Genomic DNA, 19,442 nt, shown 5'->3' with positions numbered 1-19,442 from the left:
CCCCACGCGCCCGCGGCGCTGTGCCCCACGCGCCCGCGGCGCTGTGCCCCACGCGCCCGTGGGGCACAGCCGGTTCTCGTCCGGCGCCGGGTCAGTCCAGCGCGCGCCCACGGTTGCCCGGCCGGGAGGCGACCCAGGCGCGCACGGTGTCGGCGTACCAGAAGGGCTTGCCGCCCTCGACGTGGTCGGGCTGGGGCAGCAGTCCGTGCTTGCGGTAGGACCGCACGGTGTCCGGCTGCACCTTGATGTGCGCCGCGATCTCTTTGTACGACCAGAGCCTTCGGTCGGTCATGAGCTGCACCTCCCTGCGCGCGCGGGGGTCGGCGGCCGGGAGGCCGCCCGGGGGAGCCCGGCGCTGCGCTGGCGATCACCAAGCCTGTGCCCCGTGAACGACAGTCGGTGACGGTGCGAAAGTGGCTGTTGACCGCATGTGACACAAGACCCGCGTACATGCGACATGCGTGACGGAACAGGGGAATTTGTGACACAGGTGAAGCAAAGGCATGTGCGGGGCTCATGGGAGGGGTGCGTTGACAAATGCCCCGAGGTCGCCAGGTTCAGCCGCTGAGCGGGGCGAGGCGCCGACAGGAGCCGGGCCGGGCCCGCTGCGACAGGCCCGACCCGTTCCCGCTCCCCGCCATCCCCCCGGAACGACCAGAACGACCGAAGTGCCCGGAGCGCGCGAAGCACCCGGAACGGCCGGAAATCGCCGGATCAACTGGCAGACCCCCAGCCTGTATTCAGCCAATGCGGCGGGTCTTGGAAAAATGCGCACCCGGTCCGGACCAGCCCTCCGGGCGGGCCGGCAGGACCAGGCTCGTCGCCTCCCCGTCCAGCCGGTCCGCCCCCGGCGACACCTGCGCCGGAAGACGCCTGGCCTGGGCGAACTCCCTCGGAGTGCACCCCGTCATCGCCTTGAACTCACCGCTGAGATGAGCCTGGTCGTAGAAGCCGCAGAGGGCGGCGGTCTCTGCCGCGCTCCGCCCCTCCGCCAGCAGCCGACGGGCCCGTTGCAGCCGCAGCACCCGGGCCGCGGCCTTGGGACCGAGCCCGATCTGCTCACGGAACCGGTTCTCCAGGTGCCGGACGCTCCAGCCGACCTCCTCGGCCAGCCGGGGCACCGGTATCGCGCCGCCCGTCCGCACCAGCAGCGACCAGGCCCGCGCCACCCGTTCCGAACTCGGTGTGCCGGCCTCCCGCCATCCGGTGAGGACCTCGTCGAGCAGCCCGAACCGGTCCGCCCAGCCGGGCAACGCGGCCAGCGCGGCGGCGAGTTCACCGAGCGGCGAGCCCAGCGAGTGCGGCAGCGCGTCGGGGTCGACGGTGCGGTTGACGAGCTCGTGCTGGGGCGTGCCGAAGAGGGTGAACGCGGCCCAGGGCGCCATGAGCACCTCGATGCCCGAAAACCGCCCGCCGTGCTCCCCGACGGCCGGTGTGGTCGTAGGCCCGCAGTACACGGACACCAGCGTGTCCGGAGCCTGTCCCGCCCGCGAGATCCGCACCGGCTGATCGAACCCCAGCAGCAGCGTCGAGGCGCCGATGGGCGCCTCGAGCCGCCGCCGCGGCCGGTTCATGGCGACCCGGACCCCGCGATAGCCGATCACCCCGGGCCGCAACCGCGGATGGGGCGCGGCGAGGGTGAACTCCCATGACCCGCCGGGTCCTTGTCCAGACCGGGTGCGTACCACGCTCGCAGTCATGGGCCCTTATGGTGCTACGGCAGGGGCGACGCCGTTAAGGGGCGCGGGGCTGTATCCGTATGCGGCTCCGCCGCGTGGGCGCGGCAAGCCGCACACAACCTGCACTCGCGCGGACGCGGAGCCCGGCACCCCGGTGGGCGCGTCTACGCCCCGCACGACCTCAAGAACGCCCGCGTACGTTGCGCGATGGGCAGCGGAGCGTCCGGCTCGCACGGATACATGTCCTGCTCGACGATCGCGAACAGATCGACATCCAGCTTCTGCGCGGCCTCCAGCACCGGCCCCAACGCGGGCACCCCGGTCGGCGGCTCGCACATCACGCCCCGCGCGACGGCCGGCCCGAACGGCACCTGGTTGGCCCGCACGTCGGCCAGGATCTCCGGGTCGACCTGCTTGAGGTGCAGGTACCCGATCCGCTCGCCGTAGGTCTCGATCAGCTTGACGCTGTCGCCGCCGCAGTACGCGTAGTGCCCGGTGTCCAGGCACAGCGACACGAGGCCGGAGTCGGTTCCGTCCAGGAACCGGACCACGTTCTCCTCGCTGTCGATGTGGGTGTCGGCGTGCGGGTGGACGACGATCCGGAGGCCGTACCGCTCCCGCACCTCCTTGCCGAGCCGCTCGGTCAGCGAGGTGAGGTTGCGCCACTGCTCGGGGGTGAGGGTGTCCGGCTCCAGCACCTCGCCGGTCTTGTCGTCCCGCCAGAAGGACGGGATGACGACCAGATGCTCGGCGCCCATCGCCTGGGCGAGCGCAGCGTTGTCCGCGACGTGCGCCCAGGTCTTCTCCCAGACGGCCTCGCCGTGGTGCAGGCCGGTGAAGACCGTGCCCGCGGACACCTTCAGGCCACGCTTGGCCGTCTCCTCGGTGAGGAGCGCGGGATCGGTCGGCAGGTACCCGTAGGGGCCGAGCTCGATCCATTCGTAGCCGGACTGCGCGACCTCGTCGAGGAAGCGCTGCCAGGGGACCTGGGCGGGATCGTCCGGGAACCAGACGCCCCAGCTGTCGGGAGCGGATCCGACACGGATGCGGGAAACACCGGAAACTGGTGACTGAGGTGACAACGACGTCATGGGCGTCAGCGTGCTGTCTCACCGAAGGGGGTGTCAAGGGCTGGTCCGAATGTCTGGACAAAACATTGACAGGGCCCGCCGCGCGGGGCTACAAAGCCGTGAGAGCCGATACGGGGACGTGCGCCGAGGACGTGCCACGAGCGGACTCACGGGGACGAGTCGATATGAAGGGAACTCGATGGCGTACGACCTGATCACCATGGGGCGGATAGGGGTGGACCTCTATCCGCTACAGACGGGCGTCCCACTGCCGCAGGTCACGTCCTTCGGGAAGTTCCTGGGGGGATCGGCGACCAACGTCGCGGTCGCCGCCGCCCGCCTCGGCCGGGAGACGGCGGTGATCTCCCGCACCGGCGACGACCCCTTCGGCACCTATCTGCACGAGGCCCTGCGCGGCTTCGGCGTCGACGACCGCTGGGTCACCCCGGTGCCCGGCCTGCCGACGCCCGTCACCTTCTGCGAGGTCTTTCCACCGGACGACTTCCCGCTGTACTTCTACCGGCAGCCCAAGGCGCCGGACCTGGAGATCGACGCCCACGAACTCGACCTCGACGCCGTCCGCGAGACCCGCATCTTCTGGGTCACCGGCACCGGCCTGAGCGAGGAGCCCAGCCGTACGGCGACCCTCGCCGCCCTGGCCCACCGGGCCAAGGCCGGCACCACGGTCTTCGACCTCGACTGGCGGCCGATGTTCTGGAAGGACCCGGCCGGGGGCGACCCCGCCGGCACGGCCCGCCCGTTCTACGCCGAGGCCCTCAAGCACACCACCGTCGCCGTGGGCAACCTCGACGAGGTGGAGGTCGCCACCGGAGTGCGCGAGCCCCGGGCGGCGGCGCAGGCGCTGCTGGACGCCGGCGTAGAACTCGCGGTGGTCAAACAGGGCCCCAAGGGCGTCCTCGCCGTCAACAGCAAGGGCGAGTCCGCCGAGGTCCCGCCGCTGCCGGTGAACGTCCTGAACGGCCTCGGGGCCGGCGACGCCTTCGGCGGCTCCCTCTGCCACGGTCTGCTCGCGGGCTGGGACCTGGAGAAGATCATGCGTCACGCCAACGCCGCGGGCGCCATCGTCGCCTCCCGGCTGGAGTGCTCCTCCGCGATGCCGACGCCGGACGAAGTGGAAGCCGCGCTCAAGGCGGGGGCCGTCCTGTGACGACCGTCGACATCTCCGAACTCGTCCGCCTGCGCACACAGCACCCCGAGGCGATCGCCGAGGCGGCCGCCCGCCGCCCCCGCAGGCCGCTGCTGGGCGACTCCGGCCGCCTGATGATCGTCGCCGCCGACCACCCGGCCCGTGGCGCGCTCGGCGTCGGCGGCGACAGGCTGGCCATGGCCAACCGGGCAGGCCTGCTCGAGCGGCTGTGCCTGGCCCTCTCCCGGCCCGGCGTGGACGGTGTCCTCGCGACCGCCGACATCCTGGACGACCTGCTCCTCCTCGGCGCCCTCGACGGCAAGGTCGTCATGGGCTCACTGAACCGCGGCGGTCTTCAGGGCTCCGTCTTCGAGCTCGACGACCGCTTCACCGGTCACCGCCCCGAGGACATCGAGCGGCTCGGCTTCGACGCGGGCAAACTGCTCGTGCGCATCGACTACGACGACCCGGGCTCGCTCACCACCCTGGAGTCCACGGCCCGCGCCATCGACGACATGGCCGCCCGCAGACTCCCCCTCTTCGTCGAGCCGTTCATCAGCCGCCGCACCCCCGACGGCAAGGTGCGCAACGACCTCTCCGCCGAGGCCGTCACCAAGTCGATCGCCATCGCCTCGGGCCTGGGCGGCACCTCGGCCTACACCTGGCTGAAGCTCCCGGTCACCGACAACCCCGACGACATGGCCGAGGTCATGCAGACGTCCACGCTGCCCGCCGTCCTGCTGGGCGGCGAGGTCGGCGAGGACCAGGACGGGGCGTACGAGAAGTGGCGCGGGGCGCTCCAACTCCCCACCGTCCGGGGCCTGGTGGTCGGCCGATCGCTGCTCTACCCGCCGGACGGGGATGTCGCCGCCGCCGTGGACACCGCCGTAGGACTGCTGTGAGGGCCGCATGACGAACACCGAGCCGCACCACGACCTGTACATCCCGCACGGCACCACCACCGGCGCCGGCTACACCCTCGACATCGATCCCGAGCGAGCCGGCTGGGGCTACTGCGGTCTGCGGATCGTCGAGCTGGAGCCGGGCGGCACGCACCACTTCACCACCGGTGACAGTGAGTGGATCGTCCTTCCGCTGGCGGGCGGATGTACCGTGCAAACAGCCGGTGAAGAGTTCCAACTCCTGGGCAGGGAGAGCGTTTTCGCGTCGGTAACCGACTTCGCGTACGTTCCCCGTGACGCCCGGGTCCAGATCGCCTCCGGCGCGGGAGGCCGCTTCGCCCTGGCAGGAGCGAAGTGCGAGCGACAACTCCCCGCCCGCTACGGCCCCGCGCCGGAGGTCCCCGTCGAAGAGCGCGGCAGTGGCAACTGCGCCCGTCTGGTGCGCAACTTCGCCTCCGCCGACGCCTTCGACTGCGACAAGCTGATCGCCGTCGAGGTGATCACCCCGGGCGGCAACTGGTCCTCGTACCCGCCGCACAAGCACGACGAGCACCGGCCGGGCGAGGAGGCCGAACTCGAGGAGATCTACTACTTCGAGATCGACGGCCCGAACGGTTTCGGCTATCAGCGCGTATCCCCTTCACGCGAAGGCGGATCCGACGTCCTCGCGGAGGTCCGCTCCGGCGACGCCGTGCTCGTCCCCGACGGCTGGCACGGCCCGGCCATCGCCCAGCCCGGCCACGCCATGTACTACCTGAACGTCATGGCGGGACCGGGCGAGACACGGGAGTGGCGGATCTGCTTCCACCCGGACCACGTAGAAAGCACAGGGGGTTACCGATGACGGCGCAGACCTCGACGACGAGGCTGACGGTCGCCCAGGCACTCGTCCGCTTCCTCGCCGCCCAGTACACGGAGCGCGACGGCGTACGGCAGCGGCTGATCGGCGCGACCTGGGGCATCTTCGGCCACGGCAACGTCGCCGGCCTCGGCCAGGCGCTGGTCGAGTACGGCGACGACATGCCGTTCCACCAGGGCCGCAACGAGCAGTCGATGGTCCACGCGGCCGTCGGCTACGCCCGCCAGTCGAACCGCCTGTCCACCCACGCGGTGACGACGTCGATCGGCCCCGGCGCGACCAACCTGGTCACCGGCGCCGCCCTGGCGACCGTCAACCACCTCCCGGTCCTGCTGCTGCCCGGCGACATCTTCGCGACCCGCGTCGCCGACCCGGTGCTCCAGCAGCTCGAGGTGCCCTACGCGGGCGACGTGTCGGTCAACGACACCCTGCGGCCGGTGTCGAGGTACTTCGACCGCGTCACCCGCCCCGAGGCCCTGATCCCGGCGGCCCTCCAGGCGATGCGCGTGCTCACCGACCCGGTGGAGACGGGCGCGGTCACCCTCGCGCTGCCCCAGGACGTCCAGGCCGAGGCCTACGACTGGCCCGACGAGTTCTTCGCCGAGCGCACCTGGGCCGTACGCCGTCCCGGCGCCGACCCGGTCGAACTCGCCGAAGCGGTCCGCGCGATCCGTGCCGCCCGCCGCCCGCTGATCGTCGCCGGCGGCGGGGTCCACCACAGCCGCGCCGAGGAGGCGCTCGCCGAGTTCGCCGAGGCCACCGGCATCCCGGTCGCCTCCACCCAGGCCGGCAAGGGCTCGCTGCGCTACGACCACCCCCAGGACGTGGGCGGCGTGGGCCACACCGGTACGGCGACGGCGGACGAACTCGCCCGCACGGCGGACCTGGTGATCGGCGTGGGCACCAGGTACACGGACTTCACCACCGCCTCCAACACCCTGTTCGCCGCCGACGGCGTCCGCTTCCTCAACCTCAACATCGCGCCCTACGACGGCCACAAGCTCGCCGGTCTGCCGCTCGTCGCGGACGCCCGCAGCGGCCTGGGCGAGCTGACCGCGGCCCTCCAGACGCACGGCCACCGGGTCACCGACGCCTATGTCACCGAGTACTCCGAGGACAAGGAGCGCTGGGAACAGCGCGTCGACGCCTGCTACGAGGCCGAGGAGCCGGACGTACGGCCGACGCAGCCGCAGGTGCTCGGCGCCCTCGACGCCCTCGCCGACGAGTCGGACGTGATCATCAACGCGGCCGGTTCGCTCCCCGGCGACCTGCACAAACTCTGGCGGGCCCGCTCCCGGGACCAGTACCACCTGGAGTACGGCTACTCCTGCATGGGGTACGAGATCCCGGCCGCGATCGGTGTGAAGCTGGCCGCTCCCGAGCGCAACGTCTGGGCACTGGTCGGCGACGGCACGTACCTGATGATGCCGACGGAGATCGTGACGGCCGTGCAGGAGGGGATCGCGATCAAGCTCCTGCTCGTGCAGAACCACGGCTACGCCTCGATCGGCGGTCTGTCGGAGTCGGTGGGCGGCGAGCGGTTCGGCACCGCCTACCGCTACACCGCGGAGGACGGCACCTTCACCGGGGCCCCGCTGCCCGTCGACCTGGCCGCCAACGTGGCCAGCCTCGGCATGCGCGTGCTGCGCGCGAAGACCGTCCGCGAACTGCGCGAGGCCCTCGCCGAGGCGCGCCGCGCCGACACTCCCACATGTGTCTACGTCGAGACGGAAACGGCCGACACTGTGTCGGGCCCGCCGCCGGCGCAGGCCTGGTGGGATGTACCTGTGGCCGAGACCGCGACCCGATCGTCCGCGGTCAAGGCACGTGAGCTGTACGAACGGCACGTCTCTACCCGACGCCGCCATCTGTGAAGGAGCACTCGGTCATGACGAAGATCGTCAACCACTGGATCGGCGGCAAGACCGTCGAAGGCGCGTCGGGTACGTACGGGCCGGTCACCGACCCGGCGACCGGCGCCGTCACCACGAAGGTCGCCTTCGCGACCGTCGACGAGGTCGACGCCGCGGTGGCCGCCGCGAAGGACGCCTACGCCACCTGGGGTACGTCCTCGCTGGCGAAGCGGACCACGATCCTGTTCAAGTTCCGGGCCCTGCTGGACGCGAACCGGGACGCCATCGCGGAGCTGATCACCGCCGAGCACGGCAAGGTGCACAGCGACGCGCTGGGCGAGGTCGCGCGCGGTCTGGAGATCGTGGACCTGGCGTGCGGGATCACGGTGCAGCTGAAGGGCGAGCTGTCGACCGAGGTGGCCAGCCGCGTCGACGTGTCGTCGATCCGGCAGCCGCTGGGTGTCGTGGCGGGCATCACGCCGTTCAACTTCCCGGCGATGGTGCCGATGTGGATGTTCCCCATCGCCATCGCGACCGGCAACACCTTCGTGCTGAAGCCGTCGGAGAAGGACCCGTCGGCGTCCCTGAAGATCGCCGAGCTGCTCGCGGAGGCGGGGCTGCCGGACGGCGTCTTCAACGTCGTCAACGGTGACAAGGTGGCGGTCGACCGTCTCCTGGAGCACCCGGACGTCAAGGCCGTGTCGTTCGTCGGCTCGACCCCGATCGCCCGCTACATCCACACCACCGCCGCCGCGCACCACAAGCGGGTCCAGGCGCTGGGCGGCGCGAAGAACCACATGCTGGTCCTCCCGGACGCGGACCTCGACGCGGCGGCGGACGCGGCCGTCTCGGCGGCCTACGGCTCGGCGGGCGAGCGCTGCATGGCGATCTCCGCCGTGGTGGCCGTCGGCGCGATCGGCGACGAGCTGGTGCAGAAGATCCGCGAGCGCGCCGAGAAGATCAAGATCGGTCCCGGCAACGATCCCGCCTCCGAGATGGGCCCGCTCATCACGAAGGTGCACCGCGACAAGGTGGCGTCCTACGTCACGGGCGCGGCGGCGGAGGGTGCGGAGGTCGTCCTGGACGGCACCGGCTTCACCGTCGAGGGCTTCGAGGACGGTCACTGGATCGGCATCTCGCTGCTGGACAAGGTCCCCACGACCGCGAAGGCCTACCAGGACGAGATCTTCGGCCCGGTGCTGACGGTGCTGCGCGTGGACACCTACGAGGAGGGCCTGGCCCTCATCAACGCGTCGCCGTTCGGCAACGGCACGGCGATCTTCACCCGGGACGGTGGCGCGGCCCGCCGGTTCCAGCTGGAGGTCGAGGCGGGCATGGTCGGTGTGAACGTCCCGATCCCGGTCCCCGTGGGCTATCACAGCTTCGGTGGCTGGAAGGACTCGCTCTTCGGCGACCACCACATCTACGGCAACGACGGCACCCACTTCTACACCCGCGGCAAGGTCGTCACGACCCGCTGGCCGGACCCGGCCGACGGCCCCGGCGGTGTGGACCTGGGCTTCCCCCGCAACCACTGACCGTCGAAGTTCCCCCTGTGAAGCCGTCCGGACTCCGGACGGCTTCACGTTTTTTCGACGCCCCGCCTGCGGTTCCCGCACGTGCCCGGCTACCGGAGTTACTTGCGGCGAACGACCGTAAGCGCAGCCCAACCCGCCCTTCACATACGGATTCCGTAGGTGAAAACCTATTGACGTGCCGGTTTTCGTCGGGGTTCCATGCAGCACCACCACAGCCGCCGGAGCCATCCGCACGAGTCGATCGGACCCGCCGCATGACCGACACGCTCCGCCCCGTCGTCACCACCGCGCCCCCGGCGCCGGTGCCCGACGGCCCCCAGAAGCTCAAGCGCTCCATCGGAGTCGTCGGCGGCACCCTCCTCACCCTCTCCTGCGTCACCCCCGCCTCCACCCTCTTCGTCGTCGTCCCGGACCTCTTCGGCTCGCTCGGCACCGCGACCGCCCTCACGATCGCGATCGGCTCGCTGCTCTGTATCGCCGTGGCGTTCTGCTACTCGGAGCTGGGCACCCTCATCCCCAGCGCGGGCGGCGAGTACGCCATGGTGTCGACGCTGGCCGGGCGGCTCGCCGGCTGGCTGGTCTTCGTCCTCTCCCTGCTCGTCGTCATGATCGTCCCGCCGGTGATCGCGATGGGCACGGCCGACTACCTGGCTCCGGTCGTCCACCTCGACCCCTCGTTCGCGGGCGCCGCCGTCATGCTGCTCGCCACCCTCGCCGGCCTGCTCGACCTGCGCGCCAACGCCTGGATCACCGGCGTCTTCCTGGTCCTCGAGGTCATCGCGGCGGCCGTCGTGGCCGTCCTGGGCTTCGCCCACGGCCACCGCGGCGCGGGCAGCCTCGTCTCGATGCAGGTCGCCGGCGCCGACGGCCACACCGACACCGTCACCGCCATGCTGGTCGTCTCCGGCCTCGCCATCGCCCTCTTCGTCACCCAGGGCTTCTCGACCGCCGTCTACCTCTCCGAGGAGCTGGAGAACCCGCGTCGCAACGTCGCCCGCACGGTCCTCGCCACCCTCGCCATCTCCTCCGTGATCATCCTGGTCCCGGTCGTCGCCATCACCTTCGGCGCCTCCGACCTCACCGAACTCACCGGCGGCGACATCGGCGCCATGGTCACCGCCTGGTCCAACTCGGCCGTCGGCACCTTCGTCAGCCTCTGCGTGGCGCTCGCGATCATCAACGCCGGCATCGTGATGGTCATCCAGAACTCCCGCGTCCTGTTCGCCTCCGCCCGCGACAAGGCCTGGCCGCAGCCCGTCAACGACGTCTTCGCCAAGCTCGGCCGGTTCGGCTCCCCCTGGGTCGCGACCCTCGCCGTCGGCATCCCCGGCGCGCTGCTCTGCTTCGTGAACCTGGACACCCTGTACGGGGTCACCGGCGTCTCCGTGACCGGCATGTACCTGCTCGTCGCGGTCGCCGCCCTGCTCTCCCGCCGCGGTCACCACAAGGACACCCACGCCTGGCGCATGCCCCTGTGGCCGGTGCTGCCGGTCCTGCTGATCGTCGTCCTCGGCTACATCCTCACGCAGCAGGAGACGGCCTACCTCCTGTGGACCGGCGGCATCACCGCCGCCGCCACCCTCTACTGGGCCCTCTACCTCCGCCCCCGCCGCGACACCCGCTGGCTGGTGTCGATCCCGGACGACGCGCAGGCCTGACGCGTACCGCGACTGGTGTACGCCGGCCCGGCCCGTACGCCCCCGGGATGGTGACGAGTTCGGTCTACGGTCGACAACTCCACGACAGGTTGACGCCGTACGGTTGAAGCATGGATCTTCGACTGCCCGGTCTGCGAGGACCACGGCGGCCGCGACGGATCGTCTCCGCCGTGGCCGCCGTGGTCGTACTCGCCGGTGCCGGTACCTGGACGGCCGTCGCCGCCGACGACGACACGCCCGCGGTGCACCAAGCCGAGCGGGTCATGGCGGTGGACGGCGTACGCCTGGACACCTCGTACTTCACCTCCGGCGCCGCCGGCCGCCGCCCCGCCGTACTCCTCGGGCACGGCTTCGGCGGCAGCAAGGACGACGTACGTCAGCAGGCCGAGAAGCTGGCCCGCGACGGATACGCCGTGCTCACGTGGTCGGCGCGCGGCTTCGGCAAGTCCACCGGCAAGATCGGGCTGAACGACCCGAAGGGCGAGGTCGCCGACGTCTCCCGGCTGATCGACTGGCTCGCGACCCAGCCCCAGGTGCAGCTCGACAAGACCGGCGACCCCCGGGTGGGCGTGGCCGGCGCCTCCTACGGCGGCGCGATCTCCCTGCTGGCCGCGGGCTACGACGACCGCGTCGACGCCATCGCCCCCGCGATCACCTACTGGAACCTCGCGGACGCCCTGTTCCCCGACGGCGTGTTCAAGAAGCTGTGGGCCGGCATCTTCTTCAACACGGGCGGCGGGTCCGCCCGCTTCGAACCCGCGCTGGCCGCGATGTACGACCGCGTCGCCGAGTCCGGCACCCCCGACGCCGCCGCCCGCGAGCTCCTCGAACAGCGCTCGCCGTCCGCCGTCGCCGACCGCATCAAGGTCCCCACCCTCCTCGTCCAGGGCCAGACCGACTCCCTCTTCACCCTCGCCCAGTCGGACGCGGCCGAGAAGGCGATCCGCGCCAACGGCGCCCCCGTCGACGTCGACTGGATCTCGGGCGGCCATGACGGCGGCGATATGGAGGGCGATCGCGTCCAGGCACGCGTGCGTGACTGGTTCGACCGCTACCTCAAGGACGACAAGGCCGCCGACACCGGCCCCGCCTTCCGCGTCACCCGCACCGGAGGCGTCGACTCCACCGACGGCGCCGCCCGGCTCAGGGGCGCGAGCGCGGACAGCTACCCCGGCCTGGAGAACGGCGAGCGCTCGTTCGAGCTGACCGGCCGCCGCGAGGAGCAGTCCTTCGCCAACCCGCCCGGCGCCAGCCCGCCCGCCGTCTCGGCCCTGCCCGGCCTCGGCGGCGGAGGCCTCTCCCAGCTCTCCTCCCTCGGCGTCGGCGTCTCCCTCGACTTCCCCGGCCAGTACGCGGCCTTCGACTCCGCCCCGGTCACCGGCGACCTGCGCGTCACCGGCTCCCCGACGGTCACCGTCCATGTGAGGTCGACGGCCGACACCGCCGTCCTCTTCGCCAAGGTCTACGACGTCAGCGGCGCCGGCGGCCAGGGCGGCCAGGTGCTGCCCTCCCAGCTCGTCACCCCGGTCCGCGTCGAGGGCGCCAAGGCCGGCAAGGACGTCACGATCACGCTCCCGGCGATCGACCACAAGGTCGAGGAGGGCCACCGGCTGCGCCTGGTCCTCGCCTCCACCGACCTCGGCTACGCCTCCCCGATGGCCCCGGCGACGTACACCGTCTCGATGAAGGGCGATCTGAAGGTCCCGACCGCCCCCGCCGTGACGACCGCGGCCGCCCCCCTCCCGTCCTGGGTGTGGTGGCTGCCCCTCGCGGGCGCGGCGATCGCGCTCGCCCTGCTGCTGACGGCCCGCCGGCGCACCGCAGGACCCGCCCCCGACCCCTCGCTCGCCGAGGTCCCGCTCCAGATCACCGACCTGAGCAAGAAGTACGCGAACGGCGACCGCTACAGCGTCCGCGACCTGTCCTTCCGCGTCGAGAAGGGCCAGGTCCTCGGTCTCCTCGGCCCGAACGGCGCGGGCAAGACGACGACCCTGCGCATGCTGATGGGCCTGATCAGCCCCGACGGCGGCGAGATCCGGGTCTTCGGCCACGCCATCCGCCCCGGTGCGCCCGTCCTCTCCCGCGTCGGCTCCTTCGTCGAGGGCGCCGGCTTCCTCCCGCACCTGTCCGGCCGGGAGAACCTGGAGCTGTACTGGCGGGCCACCGGCCGCCCCGCCGGGGACGCCCACCTCGAGGAGGCCCTGGAGATCGCCGGCCTCGGCGACGCCCTCGCCCGCGCGGTACGCACGTACTCGCAGGGCATGCGCCAGCGCCTCGCCATCGCCCAGGCCATGCTCGGCCTCCCGGACCTGCTCATCCTCGACGAGCCGACCAACGGCCTCGACCCGCCGCAGATCCGCGAGATGCGCGAGGTGATGATCCGGTACGCGGCGGCCGGCCGCACGGTCATCGTCTCCAGCCACCTCCTGTCCGAGGTCGAGCAGTCCTGCACGCACCTCGTGGTCATGGACCGGGGCCGGCTGGTCCAGGCGGGCCCGGTCGCCGAGATCGTCGGCTCCGGCGACACCCTCCTCGTGGGCACCGCCACGCCCGTGGAGGAGCCGGTCGTCGAGAAGATCGCCGCACTGCCGGGGGTGGCCTCCGCGGTCCCCGCCGCCGAGGGCCTGCTGGTCCGTCTGGACGCCGACGGCAGCGCCCAGCGCCTGGTCGCCGAACTCGTCCGGCTCGACGTGCCCGTACAGGCGGTCGGCCCGCACCGCCGCCTGGAGGACGCCTTCCTCACCCTGATCGGAGGTTCCGCATGAGCACGCTCACCGAGGTCGCCTCCGGCTACCAGGCGGGCCGCACGCTGCCGCTGCGCGTCGAGCTGGTCCGCCAGCTCAAGCGCCGCCGCACGCTGGTCATGGGCGGTATCCTCGCCGCCCTGCCGTTCGTCCTGCTCATCGCCTTCGCGATCGGCGGCGAGCCCGGCGGCCGCAACAACCAGGTCACCCTGATGGACACGGCGACGGCGTCCGGCGCCAACTTCGCCGCCGTCAACCTGTTCGTGTCCGCGGGCTTCCTCCTGGTCATCCCGGTCGCCCTGTTCTGCGGGGACACCGTCGCCTCGGAGGCCGGCTGGTCCTCGCTGCGCTACCTCCTCGCCGCACCCGTGCCCCGCGCCCGCCTGCTCTGGTCCAAGCTCGTCGTCGGCCTCGGCCTCAGCCTGGCCGCGATGGTCCTGCTGCCGGTCGTCGCCCTCGCCGTCGGCTCCGCCGCCTACGGCTGGGGCTCCCTGGAGCTGCCCACGGGCGGCGCACTCGACCCGGGGACCGCGGCCCAGCGGCTGGTGATCGTGGTCGGATACGTCTTCGTCTCCCAGCTGGTCACCGCGGGGCTCGCGTTCTGGCTCTCGACGAAGACCGACGCCCCGCTCGGCGCGGTCGGCGGCGCGGTCGGCCTGACCATCGTCGGCAACGTCCTGGACGCCGTCACCGCCCTCGGCGACTGGCGCGACTTCCTGCCCGCGCACTGGCAGTTCGCCTGGGCCGACGCCGTCCAGCCGACCCCCGAGTGGTCCGGCATGATCCAGGGCACCGCCGTCTCCGTGACCTACGCCCTGGTCCTGTTCGCCCTGGCCTTCCGGGGTTTCGCCCGCAAGGACGTGGTGTCCTAGGTCACCGGAGGGTCACCCACCGGTCTCGAAGGGCCGCCCTCGTGCCCGGTTCGAGACGGATCCGCAACACCCCGTGTCGCACGTTCCGGCCCCCTGTCCCGTCACAGTCACAGACGTCGACGGACACAGGGGGCACGGCACATGAGGACACATCGGACACACCGGATACCGCGACTGTTCGCCACCGCGGCGGCCACCGCACTGCTGCTCACCGGCTGCGGCGCGGGCGGCTCCGACTCCGGCACCGGCGACGTCTCGGACGGAGCGGCCCGCGGCGGCGAGGCCTTCCCCGCGCCGAGCGCACCCCGCGCGGCCGAGGACGGCAAGAACGCCGAGGACGCCGAGGACGGCGAGGACGGCGAGGACGGCAGGAAGGCCGCCCCCGACCACCTCTCCACCTTCGCCCTCGACGTCGACACCGCGTCGTACGGCTACGCCCGCCGCACCCTCACCGAGGGACAGCGCCCGGACCCCTCGACGATCCGCCCCGAGGAGTTCGTCAACAGCTTCCGCCAGGACTACGAACGCCCCGACGGCAACGGCTTCTCGGTCACCGTCGACGGCGCCCGCACCGGCGACGACGACTGGTCCCTGGTCCGGGTGGGCCTGGCCACCCGGGCGGCCGGGAAGCAGGGCGAACGCCCGCCCGCGGCCCTCACCTTCGTCATCGACGTGTCCGGCTCGATGGGCGAACCCGGCCGCCTGGACCTGGCCAGGTCCGCTCTCGGCACGATGACCGACCGCCTCCGCGACGACGACTCCGTCGCCCTCGTCACCTTCAGCGGCGAGGCCGAGACCGTACTTCCGATGACCCGCCTCGGCGACCACCGCGGCCGCGTCCACGACGCCGTCGACGGCCTGGAACCCACCGACTCCACCAACCTCGGCGCCGGTGTCGAGACCGGCTACGCCACCGCCGTCGAGGGTCTGCGCGAGGGCGCCACGAACCGGGTCGTCCTCATCTCCGACGCCCTCGCCAACACCGGGGAAACGGACGCCGACGCCATCCTGGAACGTATCTCCACCGCCCGCCGCGACCACGGCATCACCCTCTTCGGCGTCGGCGTCGGCAGTGAGTACGGCGACGCCCTGATGGAACGCCTCGCCGACAAGGGCGACGGCCACACCACCTACGTCTCGACCGAGGAGGAAGCCCGCGAGGTCTTCACCACCGACCTCCCGCAGAACGTCGAGCTGACCGCCCGTGACGCCAAGGCACAGGTCGCCTTCGACCCCGAGACCGTCGCCGAGTTCCGTCTCGTCGGCTACGACGACCGCCGGGTCGCCGACGACGACTTCCGTGACGACCGCGTCGACGGCGGCGAGGTCGGCCCCGGCCACACCGTCACCGCCCTCTACGCGGTCCGCACCGAGGCGGGCGCCGACGGCCACCTCGCCACGGCGACCGTCCGCTGGCTCGACCCCGAGACCCGCACCCCGCACGAGACCTCCGGCGCACTGGAGACCGACGCCCTGCACGACCGGCTCGCCGACGCATCCGTCCGCTTCCAGGTCACGACGACGGCCGCCTACTTCGCCGACGCCCTGCGCCGCCCGGAGGACCCGCTGCCGGACGCCCCCGGCCTGGGCGAACTCCGGGAAACCGCCGATGCGCTGGCGGACAGGACCGAGGACGAGGACGTCCGCGGCCTCGCCGAAGCCATCACCGACGCAAGCCGTCTCGACCTCTAGCGCGCAACAGTGCGCGTGACGGCCGGGCAGGCGGAGCCGGCCGAGAACCCGTACCGCGAGTGGCACGCGAAACGGCGGGCACCGGAGAAACGGTGACCCGCCGTCGCGGTACGTCGGGCTGTGACTCAGCCGTTGCCCGCGCCGTTGCCCGCCAGGACCGAGATGTCGTCCAGGATGTGCGACAGCGGCTCGTCGCCCTTGGCCTGGGTGCTGTTCTCGACACACTGCTGGTTCTGCGGCGAGGACAGGACGTTGATGTCCTGGACGTTGATCGGGACAGCGCCGACGAGGCCCTGCAGCCCCAGCTTGGCAGGCAGGCCGATGCACGGCTTGTTCAGCGAACCCTGGATCAGCGAGAGCTGCGGGCTCTGGTCGCCGAAGGTGGCCGAGTTGCCGAACTCCGACGAGGCGCCGTTGCCGCTGGCGGACGTGGTGCCGCTGTCGTCACCGATGGCGAGGGCCTGCGGGGCACTCACCGCCGCGAGACCGGCGACCGAGGCGGCGAGGGCCGCGGTTGCCCACAGCTTCTTCATGTTCGTTCCCTTCGAAAAAGCGGACTCCGGGGGAGGAGCTGCGTGATCAACAACGCGTCGAATCCGCCCAGGGTTGCGTGCATTGCCCCGATCGGCGTAGCGCACCGCGCGACGCTGCCGCGAGCCCCTCAGTGGCAGGCGTACGCGCTCCCGCGCACCGGTACGGTCCTGCCGAGGATGTCCGGCGGGTCCTTCGGCTTCGGCTCCGCACCCCGCTCGATCAGCGGCCGGTCGTCGCGCACCGTCGTGAAGAGCGTGTCCGCCTCCTTCCGGTCCCAGGCCAGCGCCGCGCCGATGCCCAGGCGGGCCGGGGCGAACCCGGCGATCGGCACGGTCGTGAACTCCGTCGCCGAGTCCGGCAGCCGGTGCAGCGCGGCCGCCAGTTCGACGAGTTCGCCGACCGGGAAGCCCTGCCGCCTGGACCCGAGCAGCATCTCCGCCAGATGCGTCATACGCCTCGGATGGGTGAGGAGTTTCCGTTCCTTCATCTCCCGCCACGCCTGGACCAGGAAGCGCTGCTGACGCTGGATCCTGCCGAGGTCGGCGCTGCCGTCGACATGCCGTGAACGGACGTACTGCAACGCCTGTCCGCCACCGAGCCGGTGCTTGCCGGGCTTGAGGTCGAGCCTGGTCGCGGGGTCCTTGAGCCGCCGCGGTGTGCACACCTCGACGCCGCCGACCTCGTCCACGCTGTTCATGAAGCGCCGGAAGTCCACCTGGAGGAACCGGTCGATGTTGACCTTGGCCATCGACTCCACGGTCCGGATCATGAGTTCCGGACCGCCCTCCTGATAGGCCGCGTTGAGCTTCGCGGGGTGCGGCGGGCGTTCCTTGGCCCCGGGCTTGGCCCGGTACGGCGGGATCTCCGCGGCGGAGTCACGGGGCATGCCGATCACGCTGACGCGGTCCCGGCGGGCCGAGAGGTGGACCAGCATCAGGACGTCCGAGCAGCCGCAGGGCTTGCCGCCGGCGTGGAACTTCTGCTTCTGGGCGGTGGTGAGGGTGTCGCGTTCGTCGGTGCCCATCAGCAGGATGTTCAGCCCGCGCGGGGCGTCTTCCCGGCCGTGGAGTCCGGGCAGCGAGGGGAGGGCGGAGCTGCCGAGCAGCGCGCCCGTGGCGGCCAGGACGATTCCGGGAATCGCCAGGCGTCGTGGCCAAAGGTTTCTCTTCATCGTCACGCGCCGCACGCTAGAACAGCGGACCGCCGATGATCCGGCGGCCCGCTGTCCGGGCGGATAATCCACCCCGGGGCTCGGGAAAAGAACCCGTTCAGCGCGTGGCTTCAGTGGTTGGCCGCGCCGTTGCCCGAGAGGGCCGAGATGTCGTCCAGGATGTGCGACAGCGCCTCGTCGCCCTTGGCCTGGGTGCTGTTCTCGACACACTGCTGGTTCTGCGGCGAGGACAGGACGTTGATGTCCTGGACGTTGATCGGGACGGCGCCGAGGAGGCCTTGCGCACCGATCTTGGCAGGCAGGCCGATGCACGGCTTGTTGAACGAGCCCTGGATGAGTGCCATCTGAGGGCTCATGTCGCCGAAGGTGGCGGAGTTGCCGAACGACTGGCTGGCGCCGTTGCCGCTGGCGGACGTGGTGCCGCTGTCGTTGCCGATGGCGAACGCCGGGGCCGCTGCGGAGACGCCGGCGACGGAGGCGGCGACCGCTGCGACAGCCAGTACCTTCTTGATCACTTGTAAGTCCCTTCGTGAGAAACCCCGTCCACCGGAGCGTTCTGATCAACGCTCACGGCCCGGCTTGGTTGCCCCATTCACTCCGATGGCCTATTGCGGGGCAATCCGGTCATCGGGTCGGAAAAACCGATCGGGTGAAGGGCCGCAACCAAACCCGGCATGCCCGGTTGGTTCGGGAGCAGATACATGGTCCTGGCTCGGAGTCAGGGCAGCGAAAGGAAAAGCGAAATGCTCAAGAAGGCAATGGCCACGGCGGCGGTCGCCGCTTCCGTCGTCGGTATGTCCGCGGCGGTCGCCCCCCAGGCGCTTGCCATCGGGAACGATGCCGGCACCACCTCCGCCAGCGGCAACGGCGCGCACGAGTCGTTCGGGAACTCGGTGACCAAGGGCGACCTGAGCCCGCAGGCCACGCTCGTCCAGAGCTCGCTGAACAAGCTGTGCGTCGGCCTGCCTCTCAAGGTGGGCGTGCAAAGCATCCTCGGAGCTGTCCCGATCGACGTCCAGGACGTCAACGTCCTGGCCTCCCCGCAGGACCAGCAGTGCGCCGAGAACAGTACCCAGGCCAAGGGCGACGAGCCGCTGTCGCACATCCTGGACGACATCTCGGCCCTCTCGGGCAACGGTGTGGCCAACCACTGACGTCCCCGGCACGGCCCGCCGGGCGGCCCGTTCCGTTCCCGGCGGGCCGTCCGGCCACCGCATTTCTCCCGCTGACGTCCTGTCATTTTTCTGATATCTCAGGCGAATCGTTTCCTCTTCGGTGGGCCGTTCGTGTTAATTACCTGAAGGCGTTCGAGTGAATTCCTGTACGAAGCGCGTTTCTTAGTTTCTTCGGCCGTCTATCTCTCGTTTGCAGCTTGCGGGTCATGGTGCGAGACGTTCCAGTTGCGCTCGCTCGGTTTCGACCGTCATCTGGGCATGACCGCAGAGAAGGGAAACTCATGAAGAAGAGCGCTGCTGTTGTCGCGGGTCTGATCCTGGCCCTCGGCGGGGCTGCCCCCGCCTTCGCCGACGCCGGTGCGAACGGGGCCGCCATCGGCTCCCCGGGCGTCCTGTCGGGCAACGTCGTCCAGGTTCCGATCCACATTCCGATCAACGTGTGCGGCAACACCATCAACATCCTCGCCGCGTTGAACCCGGCCGCCGGCAACGTCTGCATCAACGACTGACGACGCGGCACACCAGCCGTACCGCTGGATCGAGGCCGG

Annotated in this window: 17 protein-coding genes; 11 read left to right on the top strand and 6 right to left on the bottom strand. The window is 71.2% G+C overall.

Features of this window, described 5'->3' with window-relative positions; translation table 11 throughout:
- Positions 1-91 precede the first annotated feature (91 nt).
- The 3 genes from ABT070_RS04355 to ABT070_RS04345 form a co-directional block, all read right to left on the bottom strand.
- Positions 92-292: a helix-turn-helix transcriptional regulator gene (locus ABT070_RS04355; RefSeq protein WP_020131726.1), complete on the bottom strand. Its 201-nt coding sequence runs from the start codon at positions 290-292 to the stop codon at positions 92-94.
- Between the two features lie 448 nt (positions 293-740).
- Complete coding sequence (locus ABT070_RS04350) at positions 741-1,574, bottom strand: helix-turn-helix domain-containing protein (RefSeq protein WP_351754461.1); 834 nt, start codon at positions 1,572-1,574, stop codon at positions 741-743.
- 269 nt (positions 1,575-1,843) lie between these two features.
- A complete protein-coding gene (locus tag ABT070_RS04345; protein WP_351754366.1) occupies positions 1,844-2,770 on the bottom strand; it encodes a sugar phosphate isomerase/epimerase family protein in 927 nt (308 codons plus the stop codon).
- A gap of 178 nt (positions 2,771-2,948) precedes the next feature.
- Here ABT070_RS04345 and iolC point away from each other — a divergent pair, with 178 nt between their 5' ends.
- The 9 genes from iolC to ABT070_RS04300 all read left to right on the top strand — a co-directional run bounded on the left by iolC (position 2,949) and on the right by ABT070_RS04300 (position 16,014).
- Positions 2,949-3,917 (top strand): 5-dehydro-2-deoxygluconokinase, encoded by a 969-nt coding sequence (gene iolC, locus ABT070_RS04340; protein WP_351754363.1) that lies wholly within the window; start codon positions 2,949-2,951, stop codon positions 3,915-3,917.
- Between the two features lie 11 nt (positions 3,918-3,928).
- The gene (locus tag ABT070_RS04335; RefSeq protein WP_451099389.1) at positions 3,929-4,798 is read left to right on the top strand and encodes a Cgl0159 family (beta/alpha)8-fold protein; all 870 of its coding nucleotides are present in this window, start codon (positions 3,929-3,931) and stop codon (positions 4,796-4,798) included.
- Between the two features lie 7 nt (positions 4,799-4,805).
- On the top strand, positions 4,806-5,642 hold the full coding sequence (gene iolB, locus ABT070_RS04330; RefSeq protein ID WP_351754357.1) for a 5-deoxy-glucuronate isomerase: 837 nt from the start codon (positions 4,806-4,808) through the stop codon (positions 5,640-5,642).
- On the top strand, positions 5,639-7,531 hold the full coding sequence (gene iolD, locus ABT070_RS04325; RefSeq protein WP_351754354.1) for a 3D-(3,5/4)-trihydroxycyclohexane-1,2-dione acylhydrolase (decyclizing): 1,893 nt from the start codon (positions 5,639-5,641) through the stop codon (positions 7,529-7,531). Before iolB ends, iolD begins: the two co-directional genes overlap by 4 nt.
- A 14-nt stretch (positions 7,532-7,545) precedes the next feature.
- Complete coding sequence (gene mmsA / locus ABT070_RS04320; protein ID WP_351754351.1) at positions 7,546-9,048, top strand: CoA-acylating methylmalonate-semialdehyde dehydrogenase; 1,503 nt, start codon at positions 7,546-7,548, stop codon at positions 9,046-9,048.
- A 254-nt stretch (positions 9,049-9,302) separates the two neighbouring features.
- Positions 9,303-10,706, top strand: a complete 1,404-nt coding sequence (locus tag ABT070_RS04315) for an APC family permease (RefSeq protein WP_351754349.1) — start codon at positions 9,303-9,305, stop codon at positions 10,704-10,706.
- Positions 10,707-10,816: 110 nt separating this feature from the next.
- On the top strand, positions 10,817-13,471 hold the full coding sequence (locus tag ABT070_RS04310; RefSeq protein WP_351754346.1) for a CocE/NonD family hydrolase: 2,655 nt from the start codon (positions 10,817-10,819) through the stop codon (positions 13,469-13,471).
- Complete coding sequence (locus tag ABT070_RS04305; RefSeq protein ID WP_351754344.1) at positions 13,468-14,322, top strand: ABC transporter permease; 855 nt, start codon at positions 13,468-13,470, stop codon at positions 14,320-14,322. The genes ABT070_RS04310 and ABT070_RS04305 overlap by 4 nt, the downstream gene beginning before the upstream one ends.
- A 141-nt stretch (positions 14,323-14,463) precedes the next feature.
- Positions 14,464-16,014 carry a VWA domain-containing protein gene (locus ABT070_RS04300; protein ID WP_351754341.1) on the top strand — a complete coding sequence of 517 codons (1,551 nt, stop codon included), beginning with the start codon at positions 14,464-14,466 and terminating at the stop codon, positions 16,012-16,014.
- Positions 16,015-16,139: 125 nt separating this feature from the next.
- Here the strand turns inward: ABT070_RS04300 and ABT070_RS04295 are convergent, their stop codons facing one another.
- The 3 genes from ABT070_RS04295 to ABT070_RS04285 form a co-directional block, all read right to left on the bottom strand.
- A complete protein-coding gene (locus ABT070_RS04295; RefSeq protein WP_351754339.1) occupies positions 16,140-16,547 on the bottom strand; it encodes a rodlin in 408 nt (135 codons plus the stop codon).
- Between the two features lie 128 nt (positions 16,548-16,675).
- Entirely contained in the window at positions 16,676-17,719 is a 1,044-nt protein-coding gene (locus ABT070_RS04290; RefSeq protein WP_351754458.1) for an LCP family protein, read from the bottom strand.
- A 110-nt stretch (positions 17,720-17,829) separates the two neighbouring features.
- Complete coding sequence (locus ABT070_RS04285) at positions 17,830-18,234, bottom strand: rodlin (RefSeq protein ID WP_351754336.1); 405 nt, start codon at positions 18,232-18,234, stop codon at positions 17,830-17,832.
- Positions 18,235-18,462: 228 nt separating this feature from the next.
- Here ABT070_RS04285 and ABT070_RS04280 point away from each other — a divergent pair, with 228 nt between their 5' ends.
- Both ABT070_RS04280 and ABT070_RS04275 read left to right on the top strand, forming a co-directional pair.
- Complete coding sequence (locus tag ABT070_RS04280) at positions 18,463-18,873, top strand: rodlin (RefSeq protein ID WP_351754333.1); 411 nt, start codon at positions 18,463-18,465, stop codon at positions 18,871-18,873.
- 302 nt (positions 18,874-19,175) lie between these two features.
- A complete protein-coding gene (locus ABT070_RS04275) occupies positions 19,176-19,403 on the top strand; it encodes a chaplin (protein WP_351754330.1) in 228 nt (75 codons plus the stop codon).
- Positions 19,404-19,442: the final 39 nt, after the last annotated feature.

Origin of the sequence: Streptomyces sp. NPDC002884 (assembly GCF_040295245.1) — a bacterium.
GTDB lineage: Bacteria > Actinomycetota > Actinomycetes > Streptomycetales > Streptomycetaceae > Streptomyces.
The sequence above is the reverse complement of the archived record's forward strand: the minus strand, read 5'-3'. Positions and strand labels throughout refer to the sequence as shown.